Genomic DNA, 16,638 nt, shown 5'->3' on the forward strand with positions numbered 1-16,638 from the left:
ATGAAAATTTTACTAGTAGATGACCATGAAATGGTCCGCTTGGGCTTGAAAAGCTACTTTGACCTCCAAGATGATGTAGAAGTTGTGGGCGAGGCGTCCAACGGGTCTCAAGGAATTGACTTGGCCTTGGAACTGCGTCCAGATGTCATTGTCATGGATATTGTCATGCCTGAGATGAATGGAATTGACGCGACCTTGGCTATCCTCAAAGAATGGCCTGAAGCCAAGATTTTGATTGTGACTTCTTACTTGGACAATGAAAAAATCATGCCTGTCTTAAATGCAGGTGCTAGGGGCTATATGCTCAAGACTTCTAGTGCTGACGAACTTCTCCATGCCGTCCGTAAGGTGGCTGCTGGTGAGCTGGCCATTGAGCAAGAGGTCAGCAAGAAGGTTGAATACCACCGCAATCACATGGAACTACATGAGGATTTGACTGCGCGTGAGCGAGATGTTCTCCAACTGATTGCCAAGGGCTACGAAAATCAGCGTATCGCAGACGAACTTTTTATCTCTCTCAAGACGGTCAAGACCCATGTGTCCAATATCCTTGCCAAACTTGAAGTCAGTGATCGTACCCAGGCGGCAGTCTATGCCTTTCAGCATCGTTTGGTAGGGCGTGAGGAGTTTTAGTAGTTATATAAAATAATATCGGAGAAATGACTTAATTTAGTATCAAAGAAGCGAGCAAGTACCTCTAGCATCATTGAAAAGCGCATTCGTTACTTGAAAAAAGTCGCTCATTTATGTTATAATAGACTGTATTTAAAAAATTTTAAGGAGAAATGACAGAATGTCTGTATCATTTGAAAACAAAGAAACAAACCGTGGTGTCTTGACTTTCACTATCTCTCAAGACCAAATCAAACCAGAATTGGACCGTGTCTTCAACTCAGTGAAGAAATCTCTTAATGTTCCAGGTTTCCGTAAAGGTCACCTTCCACGTCCTATCTTCGACAAAAAGTTTGGTGAAGAATCACTTTACCAAGACGTTATGAACGCTCTTTTGCCAAACGCTTATGAAGCAGCTGTAAAAGAAGCTGGTCTTGAAGTGGTTGCTCAACCAAAAATTGACGTGACTTCAATGGAAAAAGGTCAAGACTGGGTTATCACAGCTGAAGTCGTGACAAAACCTGAAGTTAAATTGGGTGACTACAAAAACCTTGAAGTATCAGTAGATGTAGAAAAAGAAGTAACTGACGCTGACGTTGAAGAGCGTATCGAACGCGAACGCAACAACTTGGCTGAATTGGTTATCAAAGAAGCTGCTGCTGAAAACGGTGACACTGTTGTCATCGACTTCGTTGGTTCTATCGACGGTGTTGAATTTGATGGTGGAAAAGGTGAAAACTTCTCACTTGGACTTGGTTCAGGTCAATTCATCCCTGGCTTTGAAGACCAATTGGTAGGTCACTCAGCTGGCGAAACTGTTGATGTTATCGTAACATTCCCAGAAGACTATCAAGCAGAAGACCTTGCAGGTAAAGAAGCTAAATTCGTGACAACTATCCACGAAGTTAAAGCTAAAGAAGTTCCAGCTCTTGATGATGAACTTGCAAAAGACATCGACGAAGAAGTTGAAACACTTGCTGAATTGAAAGAAAAATACCGCAACGAATTGGCTGCTGCTAAAGAAGAAGCTTACAAAGATGCAGTTGAAGGTGCAGCAATTGATAAAGCTGTAGAAAACGCTGAAATCGTAGAACTTCCAGAAGAAATGATTCACGAAGAAGTTCACCGCTCAGTAAACGAATTCCTTGGGAACTTGCAACGTCAAGGTATCAACCCTGACATGTACTTCCAAATCACTGGAACTACTCAAGAAGACCTTCACAACCAATACCAAGCAGAAGCTGAGTCACGTACTAGAACTAACCTTGTTATCGAAGCAGTTGCCAAAGCTGAAGGATTTGACGCTTCAGAAGAAGAAATCCAAAAAGAAGTTGAGCAATTGGCAGCAGACTACAACATGGAAGTTGCTCAAGTACAAAGCTTGCTTTCAGCTGATATGTTGAAACACGATATCACAATCAAAAAAGCTGTTGAGTTGATCACAAGCACAGCAACAGTAAAATAATCTTAATAAACAAAAAGCCCACCTGAATTGGTGGGTTTTCTTATACACTATTTTCCAAAAATCTCTTTGAGGTCTGCGTCTGTAATCCCAATCATGGCTGGGATGCTGTCCCAGTTTTCTTCGGTTAGGATGTAGGATTGTTCAGAGATACTTGATGTTACTGTTTCAGAGACCGCTTGTTGCTTTTCTTCAACATTCTCCAATAAATCACTGAAGCGTTCAATCAGATAGGTTTTTCGGGCAGTTCCGATATGTTGAGTAGCATAATCGAAGGCCTGTAATTCTCCTAGTAAGATAAGCTTGCTTTTGGCGCGAGTAATGGCTGTGTAGATGAGATTGCGCTCCAGCATACGCCTACTAGCACTAGTGATAGGCAGGATGACAACAGGGAACTCACTTCCCTGTGACTTATGGATACTCATAGCATAGGCCAGGCGAATCTTGTACCATTCGTTACGTGGGTAAGAGACCTCGTTGCCATCAAAATCAATGACAATCTCATCTTGTTTCGACTCGGTGTATTTGCCAGGAATCAGGTCTGTGATGACTCCTAAATCTCCATTAAAGACATTGATTTCAGCATCGTTGACCAAGTGAATGACCTTGTCGCCCTTACGATAGTGACACTGGGGAGCTTCAAAACTGAGTTGGTCTTTTTGTGGTGGATTCAGGAGGTCTTGCATGAGCTGGTTGATGGCATCAATCCCTGCCGTCCCTCGGTACATGGGAGCTAGAACCTGAATATCACGAGCAGGGATACCACTTCTGAGGGCAGCGCCTAAGATTTTCTCAATAGTAGCAGGAATATGGCCACTAGCAATTTCAAAGTAGGAACGGTCTGCTTTTTTCTGGGTGAAATCAGCTGGCAAGATGCCCTGTCGAATCTGACTTGCTAAGGTTACTATGGTTGATTCTTCGCTTTGTCGATAAATTTTTTCCAAACGAGTCTGAGGAATCAAGGGAATATGGAGTAGATCCGCTAGAACCTGTCCAGGGCTGACAGACGGTAGCTGGTCGCTGTCACCCACGATGAGGATTTTACTGTTAGAAGAGATGTTGGAGAAGAGTTGATTGGCCAGCCAAGTATCCACCATGGAGAATTCATCTACGATGATAAAGTCGGCATCCAGATAATCTTCCAGATGACTGGTATCATCGTCACCTGTCATTCCTAAATGACGGTGTATGGTCGCGCTAGGCAAGCCTGTCAATTCATTCATACGTCGAGCGGCTCGTCCAGTTGGAGCAGCAAGAAGAATCGGCAGATTGCTTTTTTTCCTGAGGTTAAGTCCTTCTAAGAGGGCATAAACAGCGATAATCCCATTGATCACAGTTGTCTTACCAGTACCAGGTCCACCTGTTAGGATAAAGACCTTGTTCTGGATAGCATCACAGATAGCTTGTTTTTGAATGCTATCATACTCAATCCCCAGCTCTTCCTCGACAGTAGCGATATGTTTTTGAATGGTTTCTAAATCATGACTCTTCTGTTTTCCTTTTTCAAGAATACGAACCAAGTGACTGCGGATGCCTTCCTCAGCGAAAAAGAGGCTGTTGTCAAAAATTTTGGTATCAACCTGCTGGACCTTGTCTTCTTCAATCAGGTAGGAGAGTTCTTGGGCCACTTGGCTGGGATCCAGTTCCACTGGGCGAGAAGATTCAAGGAGAGTAAGGGTTTGTTCTAGCAAATCCCGAGCTTCAACATAGGTGTCCCCTGTTTCCATACAGGCCTGAAAAAGACTGTGAACTAGACCGGCGCGGAAGCGTTCAGGAGCCTGACTTTCGATGCCTAGCTCCTCCGCTAATTGGTCAGCAATGGTAAATCCCAAGCCCTTGATATCCTCAACCAATTGGTAGGGATAATTTTCAACCACATCAAGGGTTTCTTCCTTGTAAAAGTCTTGAATTTGAAATGCTAGTTTATTGGGAATGCCGTAGTTGGCTAGTTTGGCCAAGACCATCTCGGTTCCGTAGTTGAGACGGAGAGTGGAGACGAAAGCCTCACGATTTTTGGCAGAGAGCCCTGAGATGCCTTCTAGCTTTTCTGGGTGTTGCAGAATTTCGTCAATGGTATTGTCGCCATAGGTGTCGACGATTTTCTGAGCAGTCTTGAGACCAATCCCCTTGAAATGGCTACTTGAAAAGTACTTGACCAAGCCCTTGCTAGTTGGTTTTGCGCGTTCATATCGGCTGATTTGCAGTTGTTCCCCATACTTGGAGTGCTGGACAATTTGTCCCCAAAAAGTATAGTCTTCTCCCTCAATCACATCAGCCATGGTGCCCGTGACAATGATTTCAAAATCATCAAAGCTTTCTGCGTCTGTATCGTCGATTTCTAGGAGGAGGATACGATAAAAATTGCTGGGATTTTCAAAAATAATCCGTTCAATGGTTCCTGAAAAATAAACTTCCATAAAATTCCTTTGCATGAATAGGTGAGAGTTGGGATTGTTTTTATTTTATACTCAATGAAAATCAAAGAGCAAACCAGAAAGCTAGCCGCAGGTTGCTCAAAACAGTGTTTTGAGGTTGCAGATGGAAGCTGACGTGTTTTGAAGAGTATTAGTCAATAAACAATCACTTCTCACGATAGAAGAAGAGGCTGAGATTCTTGACTCTCGGCCTCTTAGATCTCTTAAAATGTTCCGATACGGGTGATTGGCCAGAAGCGGAATTTAGCTTCCCCTGTGATATCTTTTGCTTTAAAGGTACCTACGTGGCGGCTGTCGCTCGAAACCAGGCGGTCGTCTCCGAGGAGAAGGTATTCTCCTTCTGGGACAGTAAAGCTAAAGTTGGTGTTATAGTTGACATCAACTGTGAAGGCTTGGGCTTTTTGAGCGATACTTCTAAAGAAAGTGCCTTTATTTCCTTCAAATCCCTTGCCGGAGTAAGTGCTTTGGAGTTTGTCATCCTTGAAGCGTTTGATGTAGTCAGCTAGGTAAGGCTCATCCGTCTCTTTGTCATTGATGTAAAGTTTATCGTTTTCGTAACGGATAGTGTCGCCAGGCATTCCAATCACGCGCTTGACAATGTCCTTATTACCGTCTTCCTCATGGGCTACCACGATATCAAAACGGTCAATAGGGAGGTGTTTGACAACAAAGAGAATTTCGCCATCCGCTAGGGTAGGATCCATGGAGTGTCCTTCTACGCGGACATTACTCCAAAAAAAGATACGGCTTAAAGCTAATAATGACAGAATCAGGAGGAACAATCCCCACTCTTTTAAGAAATTTTTAAATGAATTCATAATTTACCTTTCTAAGCGTTTTTTCGCTTTTTCAGTATTTTTAAAGTGCAGTTTGGCGCAGAAGTTAAGTCCCTGCATACCATAGGCTTGTAAAATCTGGCTAGCCACCTTGTCAGAAGCCGTTCCAGCCCCACTTGGGAGTTGATAACTCAGTTCTCGTCCCAGATTTTCAAGATTTTCCAGAAAGAGATCACGCGCAATGATAGAAGAAACTGCGACAGCCAAGTATTTGCCCTCAGCCTTTTCTTCTAAGTTGATAGGATTGCTGAAACGATTGGCCTCTTGTGCCAAGTACTTGTCATAATTTTTAGCACTGGTAAAGGCATCAATCACAATTTTCTCAGGCTGAACGCCTTTTTGAAGGAGGAGATAGATAGCCTGATTATGGAGGGCAACCTTAACCGAAACAGCATTGTAGCGGTCTCCGATGACTTCGTTGTACTTGCTTGGTGAGAGAAGCAGTGCCTGATGCTGGATTTTTTCCTTGAGAATAGGAGCAATAAGCCGAATCTTTTGGTCGGTCAGAGTCTTGGAATCCCCCACACCGAGTTTTCGCAAGAAGTCATGCTGGTCAGGTGTGACAAAAGAAGCCACAACTGCAAGTCCACCAAAGTAGGAACCATTTCCCACCTCATCTGTCCCAATCAAAGGGAGATTTTGTCCGCTGGTTTCCTCTAAAACCTGATAGCCAAAGAAACGAGCATATTTCTCAGCCCCTTCACCCTGAAGTAAGATCTTTCCAGAAGTATAGATAGAAACCGTTGCTTGAGGTAGTCGCAAAAAGTAGCGAATATAGGGATTCTTGCTGGGAGCCAGACTGGTCTGATAGTGTTCAAGAAAAGCCTGAATCTCCTTTTCGCTTGGTGTGAGTGTTATACTTGCCATAGTTTCTATTGTACCATAAAAGCAGGCAAATTTGTAAAAACTGACAAAATTAGCGAATTTTGGTATAATATCGTGAGGTGAATTTTATGGCAAATCTAAATCGATTCAAATTTACATTCGGGAAAAAATCATTAACCTTGACAAGCGAACATGATAACCTTTTTATGGAGGAAATCGCCAAGGTTGCGACAGAAAAATACCAAGCAATTAAAGAACAAATGCCTAGCGCAGATGATGAAACAATCGCTCTTTTGTTGGCAGTCAACTGTTTATCAACTCAGCTCAGCCGTGAGATTGAATTTGATGATAAGGAGCAAGAATTAGAAGAACTCCGTCACAAGCTTGTGACTTGCAAGCAAGAACAGAGCAAGATTGAGGATTCCTTATGATTTCACTCCTTCTTCTATTGGTCTTGGCTTGGGGATTTTATATCGGCTATCGGAGAGGTCTGCTCTTACAGATTTATTACCTGATTTCAGCCCTGGCATCGGCTTTTGTGGCTGGCCAGTTTTACAAGGGGCTTGGAGAACAATTCCATTTATTACTCCCTTATGCAAATCCGCAGGAAGGTCAGGGAACTTTCTTTTTCCCATCGGATCAACTCTTTCAGTTGGATAAGGTCTTTTACGCAGGGATCGGCTACTTGTTGGTTTTCGGGGTTGTCTATAGCATAGGTCGTTTGCTTGGTCTCCTCTTACACTTGATTCCTAGTAAAAAACTGGGTGGTAAGTTGTTCCAAGTTTCAGCAGGGATCTTGTCCATGTTGGTGACCTTATTTGTCTTGCAAATGGCCTTGACCATACTAGCAACCATTCCCATGGCAGCTATACAAAATCCTCTTGAAAAGAGTATCGTCGCAAAACACATCATCCAGAGCATACCGGTAACAACCAGTTGGCTCAAACAAATCTGGGTGACAAATTTAATCGGATAAAAAGGGCAGGAGTTTTCCTAGCCCTTTGTTTACAGATTTGATTCGAATCTATCAGAATATAAAAAGCTACCACACCTAGACATTCAAAGATAAGGAAATAAAGATGAATAAGAAAATATTAGAAACATTAGAGTTCAATAAGGTCAAGGCCTTGTTTGAACCCCATTTGTTGACCGAGCAGGGCTTGGAGCAATTGAGACAGCTAGCTCCGACTGCCAAAGCAGATAAAATCAAACAGGCTTTTGCTGAGATGAAGGAAATGCAGGCTCTTTTTGTTGAGCAACCGCATTTTACCATTCTCGCAACCAAGGAAATTGCAGGAGTCTGCAAGCGGTTGGAGATGGGGGCGGACCTCAATATCGAGGAGTTCCTACTCTTGAAGCGCGTGCTTCTTGCCAGCCGAGAACTGCAAAGTTTTTACGCCAATCTGGAAAATGTCAGTTTGGAAGAATTAGCCCTTTGGTTTGAGAAATTACATGATTTTCCGCAATTACAAGGAAATCTCCAAGCCTTTAATGATGCAGGTTTCATTGAAAATTTTGCCAGTGAAGAATTGGCGCGCATCCGTAGAAAAATCCATGATAGCGAGAGTCAGGTACGCGATGTCTTGCAAGACTTGCTCAAGCAAAAAGCGCAGATGTTGACAGAAGGGATTGTTGCCAGCAGAAATGGCCGTCAGGTTTTACCAGTCAAAAACACCTACCGCAATAAAATTGCAGGTGTCGTTCATGATATTTCTGCTAGTGGAAATACCGTCTATATCGAACCTCGTGAGGTGGTCAAACTGAGCGAAGAAATCGCTAGTCTGCGAGCAGATGAGCGCTATGAAATGCTTCGCATTCTCCAAGAAATCTCGGAGCGTGTCCGTCCTCATGCGGCTGAGATTGCTAATGATGCTTGGATTATCGGCCATCTGGACTTGATTCGTGCCAAGGTCCGCTTTATCCAAGAAAGGCAAGCAGTCGTTCCTCAGCTGTCAGAAAATCAGGAAATTCAATTGCTCCATGTCTGCCATCCTTTGGTCAAAAATGCCGTCGCAAATGATGTCCATTTTGGTCAAGATTTAACAGCCATTGTTATTACAGGTCCCAATACAGGTGGGAAGACCATCATGCTTAAAACTCTGGGCTTGACGCAGGTTATGGCTCAGTCTGGTTTGCCGATTTTAGCAGATAAGGGAAGTCGTGTTGGTATTTTTGAAGAAATTTTTGCTGATATTGGCGATGAGCAGTCTATTGAGCAGAGCTTGTCTACCTTCTCTAGCCATATGACCAATATTGTGGATATTCTTGGTAAGGTCAATCAACATTCACTCTTACTCTTGGATGAGTTGGGGGCTGGTACGGATCCTCAAGAAGGAGCTGCCCTTGCTATGGCTATTCTGGAGGACCTTCGCCTGCGTCAAGTTAAGACTATGGCGACCACCCACTATCCGGAACTCAAGGCCTATGGTATTGAGACATCCTTTGTGCAAAATGCCAGCATGGAGTTTGATACTGCAACTCTTCGCCCGACCTATCGCTTTATGCAGGGTGTTCCTGGCCGAAGCAATGCCTTTGAAATTGCCAAACGTCTAGGTCTATCTGAGGTTATCGTAGGGGATGCCAGTCAGCAGGTTGATCAGGACAATGATGTCAACCGGATTATTGAGCAATTGGAAGAGCAGACGCTAGAGAGTCGCAAACGCTTGGACAATATCCGTGAGGTGGAGCAAGAAAATCTCAAGATGAACCGTGCTCTTAAAAAACTTTACAACGAGCTCAATCGTGAAAAGGAAACTGAGCTTAACAAAGCGCGTGAACAAGCTGCTGAGATTGTGGACATGGCCCTAAGTGAAAGTGACCAGATTCTCAAAAATCTTCACAGTAAATCTCAACTCAAACCCCATGAAATCATTGAAGCCAAGGCCAAGCTGAAAAAATTGGCTCCTGAAAAAGTGGACTTGTCTAAAAACAAGGTTCTTCAAAAGGCCAAGAAAAAACGAGCTCCAAAGGTGGGAGATGATATCGTGGTTCTCAGTTATGGCCAGCGTGGTACCTTGACCAGTCAACTCAAGGACGGCCGCTGGGAAGCCCAAGTTGGCTTGATTAAGATGACCTTGGAAGAGAAAGAATTTGACCTTGTTCAAGCCCAGCAAGAAAAGCAAGTCAAGAAGAAACAAGTCAATGTTGTGAAACGAACTTCTGGTCGTGGTCCACAAGCCAGACTGGACCTTCGAGGCAAGCGCTATGAAGAGGCTATGAATGAGCTAGATGCCTTTATCGATCAAGCCCTGCTTAACAATATGGCGCAAGTCGATATCATCCATGGTATCGGAACAGGTGTCATCCGTGAAGGAGTTACCAAATACCTAAAAAGAAACAAACATGTCAAGAGTTTCGGCTATGCCCCACAAAATGCTGGAGGCAGCGGTGCAACTATTGTGACTTTTAAAGGATAACAGTATTCTGGACTTTATAAAGTAAAAACTGTTGAACTAATTTTTACTAATAAACACATTGACAAAAGCCAACATTTTTTGTAAAATAAGAATCAATTAAATACCAACACCGAATGAAGTTTAATAGAAGTGGAGAATCGTTTGATTTTCCATGACTGTAAATGGACGGAACTCTGGAGAGACCGTAAAGGCACCGAAGGGGCAAGGCAGGTAACTGCTCAAACTCTCAGGTAAAAGGACAGAGCTAGGATAGACCGCTTTTTAGCATTTATCTAAGCATTCCAGAGTACATGTATCTTGCATGTGCTCTTTCTTTTGGGGTTGAAAAGATAGGAGAAGGAAATGTTAGAATTGCTTAAATCAATCGATGCTTTTGCTTGGGGACCGCCCCTCTTGATTTTATTGGTCGGAACAGGGATTTACCTAACTATTCGGCTAGGGCTCTTGCAGGTTTTGCGTCTGCCCAAGGCCTTTCAGCTTATTTTTATCCAGGATAAGGGACATGGTGATGTATCCAGTTTTGCAGCTCTGTGTACAGCCTTGGCATCAACCGTTGGAACAGGGAATATTATAGGAGTTGCGACGGCTATCAAGGTTGGTGGACCAGGAGCCCTCTTTTGGATGTGGATGGCGGCTTTCTTTGGAATGGCTACCAAGTATGCGGAAGGACTCTTGGCCATCAAATACCGCACCAAGGACGACCATGGTGAAGTAGCGGGAGGTCCCATGCACTATATTCTTCTAGGAATGGGAGAAAAGTGGCGACCACTTGCTGTTTTGTTTGCAGTAGCAGGAGTATTGGTTGCTCTCTTGGGAATCGGAACCTTCACCCAAGTCAACTCGATTACAGAATCCATCCAAAATACAACGGCTATTTCGCCAGCCATCACAGCTCTCGTCTTGTCTGTCTTTGTAGCGATTGCAGTCTTTGGTGGACTCAAGTCTATTTCTAAGGTCTCTACTACCGTAGTTCCTTTTATGGCGATCATTTATATTGTGGGAACCCTTACAGTTATTTTCTTTAATATTGGGAAAATCCCTGCCACAATCGCTTTAGTCTTTACCTCAGCTTTTAGTCCCCTTGCTGCGGTAGGTGGTTTTGCTGGTGCTAGCATTCGAATGGCTATTCAAAATGGTGTGGCGCGTGGTGTGTTCTCAAACGAATCTGGTCTGGGTTCTGCTCCCATTGCAGCTGCTGCGGCTAAGACAAATGAACCGGTAGAGCAAGGTTTGATTTCCATGACAGGAACCTTTATTGACACCCTCATTATCTGTACTCTGACTGGTTTGACCATCTTGGTAACTGGTGTTTGGAGTGGTGATTTGAATGGGGTTGCCTTGACTCAGTCAGCCTTCTCAACAGTCTTTTCACACTTTGGACCTGCCCTCTTAACCATCTTCCTTGTTCTCTTTGCCTTTACAACGATTCTAGGTTGGAACTACTATGGAGAACGCTGTTTTGAGTTTCTCTTTGGTGTTCGTTTGATCTGGCTCTACCGTGTGGTCTTTGTACTCATGGTCTTATTGGGAGGATTTATCGAGTTGGATATGGTCTGGATTATTGCAGATATTGTCAATGCCTTGATGGCTCTGCCAAACTTGATTGCCCTCTTGGTTTTATCACCAGTCGTCATTTCTGAGACTAAAAAGTATTTTGATAAATAATGAAATCACACAGTTCGTGTGATTTTTTTGCCTATAAATGATTTTTATCAAGCTGATATATAATATATATTATGCAAATGATTGGAAGTGTGATAAACTAATACTCAATGAAAATCAAAGAGCAAACTAGGAAGCTAGCCGCAAGCTGTACTTGAGTACGGTAAGGCGACGCTGACGCGGTTTGAATTTGATTTTCGAAGAGTATAATATACAACGAAAATCTTATGAGAGAATAAAGCTTTATCCTAAATAAACTTAGGAATCAGGATTTTATAAGATTTTCCAATAATATTAGTGTTAATAACAAGAAAAGAGGTATCTTATGACAACATTTACAATCCATACAGTAGAATCAGCACCAGCAGAAGTGAAAGAGGTTCTTGAAACAGTAGAAAAAGACAACAATGGCTATATTCCCAACCTAATCGGTCTCTTGGCCAATGCACCGACTGCTTTAGAAGCCTACCGAACTGTCGCATCTATCAACCGTCGCAACAGTCTGACACCTGTTGAGCGTGAAGTGGTGCAAATCACGGCAGCCGTGACCAATGGTTGTGCCTTCTGTGTCGCAGGTCACACAGCCTTTTCCATCAAACAAATCCAGATGAATGATGACTTGATTCAAGCTCTTCGCAATCGTACTCCAATTGAAACAGATCCTAAATTAGACACTCTAGCTAAGTTTACCTTGGCAGTTATCAATACCAAGGGTCGTGTAGGAGATGAAGCCTTAGCTGAGTTTTTAGAAGCTGGCTACACGCAACAAAATGCCTTGGATGTGGTTCTGGGTGTCAGCCTAGCAAGCCTCTGTAACTATGCCAACAACCTAGCCAATACCCCAATTAATCCAGAATTGCAACCTTATGCTTAATTCATATCTGAGCAAAAAATGAAGTCTGAAATAATCGGACTTCGTTTTTTATCCCCTCATTTAAGCGCTTTTATGATATACTGAAACTAACATGATTATTGGAGGTTAGGATGAAAAAACTCCCCTTAGTATTTTCAGGTTGTTTGCTAGGTTTGGCAGGAGCTGGAAATCTTATTTTAGATACGTTGCCGGTTCTGTCCCATCTGTTGAGTCTGACAGGTTTGATTTTGTGGATTTACTTTCTGATTCTGCATCTCTTTAATTGGAAGGAAACCAAGCAAGAATTGACCAAGCCTCCTCTTTTGTCAGGGATGGCCACTTTTCCTATGGCTGGGATGATTTTATCGACCTATGTCTTTCGTGTGTTTCCTCATCTTCCTTTAGTAGCGCAAGGGCTCTGGTGGTTTTCATTTCTCTTGGATTTGGCCTTGATTGCTGGTTTTACCATCAAGTTTGCTTGTCCTGGTCGGAGGGTTCATGCTACTCCAAGCTGGACGGTTCTCTATGTGGGGATAGCAGTGGCAGCCTTGACCTATCCTCTTGTAGGCATCATCGAAATTGCCTATGCGACCTTGAGTTTTGGGTTTCTCCTAACCTTCTATCTCTATCCCCTTATTTATAGCGATTTAAAGAAACATCCACTCCCACTAGCCTTGCTTGGACAAGAAGGAATCTACTGTGCTCCTTTCTCTCTGCTCTTGGCTTCTCTAGTTCGAGTTGGAGGAGCCAGCCTACCAACTTGGCTCTTAATCGTTATGATTTTGGCTTCTCAATCCTTCTTTTTCTTTGTTTTGACTCGCCTACCCAATATTTTAAAACAAGGTTTTCAACCAGCCTTCTCAGCCCTCACCTTCCCGACTATTATCACAGCTACTTCGCTTAAGATGACTCAGGGAATCTTGAAACTTCCATTTCTGGATTATCTGGTACTGGCTGAAACCGCTATTTGCTTAATTATTTTAGTCTTTGTATTAGGCGCTTATCTGATTTGGTTACGAAAAAAGGTCTAGCTAGAAATAGCTAAACCTTATTTTTTATGGTTTGATGACTTCAGCTCCACCCATGTATGGACGAAGAACTTCTGGGATGGTCACAGAACCATCTTCATTTTGGTAGTTTTCAAGAATAGCAGCCACTGTACGTCCAACTGCAAGTCCAGAACCGTTCAAGGTATGAAGGAGTTTCACCTTGCCATCTGCTTCATCACGGTAACGGATTTGGGCACGACGGGCTTGGAAATCTTCTGTGTTTGAACAGCTTGAAATTTCACGGTAAGTATTTTGGGCTGGAATCCACACTTCCAAGTCGTAAGTTTTAGCAGCTGAGAAGCCCATATCTCCTGTAGAGAGAGCAACGACACGGTATGGAAGGTTGAGTTTTTGAAGAATGTTTTCAGCGTTGGCTGTCATTTTTTCCAATTCTTCGTAAGATTCTTCTGGCTTGGCAAATTTAACCATTTCAACCTTGTGGAATTGGTGCAAACGAATCAAGCCACGAGTATCACGACCAGCTGAACCAGCCTCAGAACGGAATGATGGACTCATAGCAGTGAAGTAGATTGGCAGGTCTTTACCATCCAGGATTTCATCACGGTAGTAGTTTGTTAGAGGAACCTCAGCTGTAGGAATAAGGACATAATTGCTATCGCTGAGTTCAAAAGTATCTTCCTTGAATTTTGGATATTGACCAGTCCCAAACATAGAATCATGGTTAACCATGTAAGGCGTGATGACTTCCGTATAGCCTTCTTTTCCATGTTCATCCAACATAAAGTTGTAGATGGCACGTTCCAAACGAGCACCGAGGCCTTTATAGAAGAGGAAGCGAGCGCCTGTTACCTTACCACCGCGTTCCCAGTCAAGGATACCAAGCTCTTCACCAAGATCCCAGTGAGCTTTTGGCTCGAAGTCAAACTCGCGTGGAGTCCCCCAACGGCGAACTTCCACATTGTCGTCTTCGTCAGCCCCAACAGGAACGCTATCAGCTGGAATATTTGGAAGAGTAGTAGTAAATTCTGTCAATTTAGCATCGATTTCTGCCAATTCAGCATCCAAGGCTTTGACCTCAGCAGATAGAGTTTGCATGGCAGCAATCTTGTCATCTGCATTTTCCTTGTTGCGCTTAGCTTGGGCAATCTCAGCTGAAACTGTGTTACGTTCAGCCTTGAGAGTTTCAACCTTGACTAAAATGTCACGACGTTTAGCATCGATTTCTTTCATCTCATTCAAGACAGCAGCATCTACACCACGTGTAGCCAATTTTTCTGCGACAGCATCAAAGTCTGTACGAATACGTTTGATATCTAACATAAGAACTCCTTTATGAAAAAAGCACACCTGACAAAGCGTTGGAGTGGCAGGGCCACGGTTCCATCCAACTTCACAGGTGTGCACTTGATTGTGTATGCAATTGTTACTAACGGTAGAATTTCACCTATCCCTCCTATCTGCTCGCAGCACCCGCAGACTTTCTGAAAGAAGAAGATAACCTACTTATCCGTTGCTATGATTATACTAAAGTTTCTACTTTTTTGCAAATAGATTTTTAAATTTTTGACCAATGGTCTGAATCAGGGTTGGAAGTTTGACGACCTTGTCGTTACCCAGTTTTTCGCGAGCAATTTTGAGAATAGCACCTGAGTCTTTTGATGCAAAGAGGAATTTTCCTCTGTCTGTGAAGACCTCGAAGTGGCGACTAATTTTCCGACCAGTGACATTGGCTCCAATCTGGTTGATATGGTCCCAAGGAATCTGGATAAATTGTTCGACATTGACATCTGGGTAAAATTCCAAAGCCTGATCTCCGATCAGGAATTTCCCAACTTTCCCAGCGATAGAGAGGTAGGAAGTGCCTGTCGTGCTGAGAAGCACTGTTTTATTAAGCGATTGGGCCATGCTTAGTCTTCCTTACTTTCGCCGAAAAAGGCATTGTAGAGGGCTTTGATTGCTGCTTTCTCTTGGTCTTTATTGACAACAAACATGATAGAAACTTCACTAGAACCTTGAGACATCATCTGGATGTTAATCTTGTTTTCAGATAGAGCACGTGTCGCAGTAGCAGTCACTCCGATATGGCTCTTCATCTTTTCTCCAACAATCATAATGATTGAAAGGTCATGTTCGATTTCTGCATGGTCTACTTCAGCCTTTTGAACCAACTGACGAAGGATTTCTTCTTCCTTGATAGGAGTTAGTTCGCGAGAACGGAGGATAATCGAAAGATCGTCGATACCTGTTGGCATATGTTCCCAACCGATGTTAAGGTCTTCAAGGATTTGCAGAACCTTGCGGCCGAATCCAACCTCGCGGTTCATGAGGTATTTCGACATGTTAATGCTGACAAAGCCTGAGTCACCAGCAATTCCCACAACTGGAAATTCATCACTACTGTGTTTTAGAACGATACGAGTACCTGGATGGTCAGGGTTGTTGGTATTTTTGATAACCAGAGGGATTTTTCCACGGTAGGCAGGAAGAAGGGCTTCGTCATGAAGGACTGAGAAGCCTGCATAGGCCAACTCACGCATTTCACGGTAGGTCAACTCAGGAATCGAGTGTGGTTGGTGGATAATGCCTGGGTGGGCTGCAAAGATACCATCAACGTCCGTAAAGTTTTCATAGAGATCAGCTTTAACCCCTGCAGCAATGATAGAACCTGTAATGTCTGATCCTCCACGTGAGAAGGTACAGATTTGATTTTCCTTGGTAACTCCAAAGAAACCAGGAATGACAAGGACTTCATTTGCATTTGTCAATTCTTCAATCTTGTCATAACTTGATGGAATGATGCGAGCGTGACCAGGTTCACTTGTGACCACAATACCAGCTTCTCTAGGGTGCACATAGCGTGCATCGATCCCGTTTTGATTAAAGTAGGCAGCAATCAATTTAGCATTGTTATTTTCACCAGCTGCTAGGAAAGTATCGTAGAGAAATTCATTTTCATCAATAGGAAGACTTGCCAAGGCACGAATGCTTTTTGAAATTTTCTCTAGCACAGCTGGTTTCAGTCCTAATTCACTAACCATAGCGGCATAGCGGTCGATAATCCAGTTTTGACTCTTACTAATATCGTTACCAGCAACATAGTCGCGGTAGTATTTAATTAAGGCATCCGTAACCTTAGTATCTTCAGCATTGCGTTTACCAGGCGCAGAAACAACTACAAAACGACGCTCTGGATCGCTTTTAACGATGTTTAAAACTTTTTCTAATTGACCAGCAGAGGCAAGAGAGCTACCTCCAAATTTAACAACCTTCATAAGAACTCCTAAAGTAAGTATTTTATACGATTATAGCAGAAAGAAAGGCTTTTTTCAATGAAGAAAATAAGATGCTTTCTAGGATAAAGCGAGCCTTTCCAATCGGCTGAGACACTTTCAGTTGATTTTTCCTTGCTTTCTGTTCCTAAAAAAGATATACTTTGAAAATAAAATGATTTAACAATCAATGAAAATCAAAGAGCAAACTAGGAAGCTAGCCGCAGGTTGCTCAAAGAACTGCTTTGAGGTTGTAGA

Annotated in this window: 14 protein-coding genes and 1 riboswitch; of the genes, 8 read left to right on the forward strand and 6 right to left on the reverse strand. The window is 43.0% G+C overall.

The annotated features are described in order from the left end of the window. The gene (locus HT728_RS01820; protein ID WP_112444370.1) at positions 1–633 is read left to right on the forward strand and encodes a response regulator transcription factor; all 633 of its coding nucleotides are present in this window, start codon (positions 1–3) and stop codon (positions 631–633) included. Between the two features lie 160 nt (positions 634–793). After that, on the forward strand, positions 794–2,077 hold the full coding sequence (gene tig / locus HT728_RS01825; RefSeq protein WP_173233461.1) for a trigger factor: 1,284 nt from the start codon (positions 794–796) through the stop codon (positions 2,075–2,077). Between the two features lie 47 nt (positions 2,078–2,124). Here tig and HT728_RS01830 read toward each other — a convergent pair whose 3' ends face one another. From HT728_RS01830 to rnhC, 3 genes are all read right to left on the reverse strand, one after another. Beyond that, complete coding sequence (locus HT728_RS01830; RefSeq protein WP_164226782.1) at positions 2,125–4,491, reverse strand: ATP-dependent RecD-like DNA helicase; 2,367 nt, start codon at positions 4,489–4,491, stop codon at positions 2,125–2,127. A gap of 221 nt (positions 4,492–4,712) precedes the next feature. Further along, complete coding sequence (gene lepB / locus HT728_RS01835; RefSeq protein ID WP_001083986.1) at positions 4,713–5,327, reverse strand: signal peptidase I; 615 nt, start codon at positions 5,325–5,327, stop codon at positions 4,713–4,715. 3 nt (positions 5,328–5,330) lie between these two features. Then, positions 5,331–6,212 carry a ribonuclease HIII gene (gene rnhC / locus HT728_RS01840; RefSeq protein WP_173233463.1) on the reverse strand — a complete coding sequence of 294 codons (882 nt, stop codon included), beginning with the start codon at positions 6,210–6,212 and terminating at the stop codon, positions 5,331–5,333. 86 nt (positions 6,213–6,298) lie between these two features. On the opposite strand from rnhC, the gene zapA reads away from it, so the two are divergent. The 6 genes from zapA (at position 6,299) to HT728_RS01870 (ending at position 13,132) form a co-directional block, all read left to right on the forward strand. Beyond that, positions 6,299–6,601 (forward strand): cell division protein ZapA, encoded by a 303-nt coding sequence (zapA, locus tag HT728_RS01845; protein ID WP_000002019.1) that lies wholly within the window; start codon positions 6,299–6,301, stop codon positions 6,599–6,601. Continuing rightward, complete coding sequence (locus HT728_RS01850) at positions 6,598–7,146, forward strand: CvpA family protein (protein ID WP_173233465.1); 549 nt, start codon at positions 6,598–6,600, stop codon at positions 7,144–7,146. Before zapA ends, HT728_RS01850 begins: the two co-directional genes overlap by 4 nt. A 103-nt stretch (positions 7,147–7,249) precedes the next feature. Then, on the forward strand, positions 7,250–9,586 hold the full coding sequence (locus tag HT728_RS01855; protein WP_173233467.1) for an endonuclease MutS2: 2,337 nt from the start codon (positions 7,250–7,252) through the stop codon (positions 9,584–9,586). 163 nt (positions 9,587–9,749) lie between these two features. After that, a riboswitch (glycine riboswitch) is annotated at positions 9,750–9,838 on the forward strand. A gap of 90 nt (positions 9,839–9,928) precedes the next feature. Then, positions 9,929–11,251 (forward strand): sodium:alanine symporter family protein, encoded by a 1,323-nt coding sequence (locus HT728_RS01860; RefSeq protein ID WP_173233469.1) that lies wholly within the window; start codon positions 9,929–9,931, stop codon positions 11,249–11,251. Between the two features lie 322 nt (positions 11,252–11,573). After that, complete coding sequence (locus tag HT728_RS01865) at positions 11,574–12,122, forward strand: carboxymuconolactone decarboxylase family protein (RefSeq protein WP_050223066.1); 549 nt, start codon at positions 11,574–11,576, stop codon at positions 12,120–12,122. A 110-nt stretch (positions 12,123–12,232) separates the two neighbouring features. Further along, the gene (locus tag HT728_RS01870; RefSeq protein ID WP_173233472.1) at positions 12,233–13,132 is read left to right on the forward strand and encodes a TDT family transporter; all 900 of its coding nucleotides are present in this window, start codon (positions 12,233–12,235) and stop codon (positions 13,130–13,132) included. A 24-nt stretch (positions 13,133–13,156) separates the two neighbouring features. Here the strand turns inward: HT728_RS01870 and serS are convergent, their stop codons facing one another. The 3 genes from serS to HT728_RS01885 all read right to left on the reverse strand — a co-directional run bounded on the left by serS (position 13,157) and on the right by HT728_RS01885 (position 16,383). Continuing rightward, on the reverse strand, positions 13,157–14,431 hold the full coding sequence (gene serS, locus HT728_RS01875; RefSeq protein ID WP_173233474.1) for a serine--tRNA ligase: 1,275 nt from the start codon (positions 14,429–14,431) through the stop codon (positions 13,157–13,159). 213 nt (positions 14,432–14,644) lie between these two features. Beyond that, the gene (locus tag HT728_RS01880) at positions 14,645–15,016 is read right to left on the reverse strand and encodes a DUF956 family protein (RefSeq protein WP_173233476.1); all 372 of its coding nucleotides are present in this window, start codon (positions 15,014–15,016) and stop codon (positions 14,645–14,647) included. Positions 15,017–15,018: 2 nt separating this feature from the next. After that, the gene (locus tag HT728_RS01885) at positions 15,019–16,383 is read right to left on the reverse strand and encodes an aspartate kinase (protein WP_173233479.1); all 1,365 of its coding nucleotides are present in this window, start codon (positions 16,381–16,383) and stop codon (positions 15,019–15,021) included. Positions 16,384–16,638: the final 255 nt, after the last annotated feature.

Origin of the sequence: Streptococcus sp. 544 (genome assembly GCF_013277385.1) — a bacterium.
GTDB classification, from domain to species: domain Bacteria; phylum Bacillota; class Bacilli; order Lactobacillales; family Streptococcaceae; genus Streptococcus; species Streptococcus mitis_BA.

Excerpts from the sequence above, each read along its gene's own strand:
- HT728_RS01820 (WP_112444370.1), top strand. The coding sequence starts at position 1 with ATGAAAATTTTACTAGTAGATGACCATGAAATGGTCCGCTTGGGCTTG.
- tig (WP_173233461.1), top strand. The coding sequence starts at position 794 with ATGTCTGTATCATTTGAAAACAAAGAAACAAACCGTGGTGTCTTGACT.
- HT728_RS01830 (WP_164226782.1), bottom strand. The coding sequence starts at position 4,491 with ATGGAAGTTTATTTTTCAGGAACCATTGAACGGATTATTTTTGAAAAT.
- lepB (WP_001083986.1), bottom strand. The coding sequence starts at position 5,327 with ATGAATTCATTTAAAAATTTCTTAAAAGAGTGGGGATTGTTCCTCCTG.
- rnhC (WP_173233463.1), bottom strand. The coding sequence starts at position 6,212 with ATGGCAAGTATAACACTCACACCAAGCGAAAAGGAGATTCAGGCTTTT.
- zapA (WP_000002019.1), top strand. The coding sequence starts at position 6,299 with ATGGCAAATCTAAATCGATTCAAATTTACATTCGGGAAAAAATCATTA.
- HT728_RS01850 (WP_173233465.1), top strand. The coding sequence starts at position 6,598 with ATGATTTCACTCCTTCTTCTATTGGTCTTGGCTTGGGGATTTTATATC.
- HT728_RS01855 (WP_173233467.1), top strand. The coding sequence starts at position 7,250 with ATGAATAAGAAAATATTAGAAACATTAGAGTTCAATAAGGTCAAGGCC.
- HT728_RS01860 (WP_173233469.1), top strand. The coding sequence starts at position 9,929 with ATGTTAGAATTGCTTAAATCAATCGATGCTTTTGCTTGGGGACCGCCC.
- HT728_RS01865 (WP_050223066.1), top strand. The coding sequence starts at position 11,574 with ATGACAACATTTACAATCCATACAGTAGAATCAGCACCAGCAGAAGTG.
- HT728_RS01870 (WP_173233472.1), top strand. The coding sequence starts at position 12,233 with ATGAAAAAACTCCCCTTAGTATTTTCAGGTTGTTTGCTAGGTTTGGCA.
- serS (WP_173233474.1), bottom strand. The coding sequence starts at position 14,431 with ATGTTAGATATCAAACGTATTCGTACAGACTTTGATGCTGTCGCAGAA.
- HT728_RS01880 (WP_173233476.1), bottom strand. The coding sequence starts at position 15,016 with ATGGCCCAATCGCTTAATAAAACAGTGCTTCTCAGCACGACAGGCACT.
- HT728_RS01885 (WP_173233479.1), bottom strand. The coding sequence starts at position 16,383 with ATGAAGGTTGTTAAATTTGGAGGTAGCTCTCTTGCCTCTGCTGGTCAA.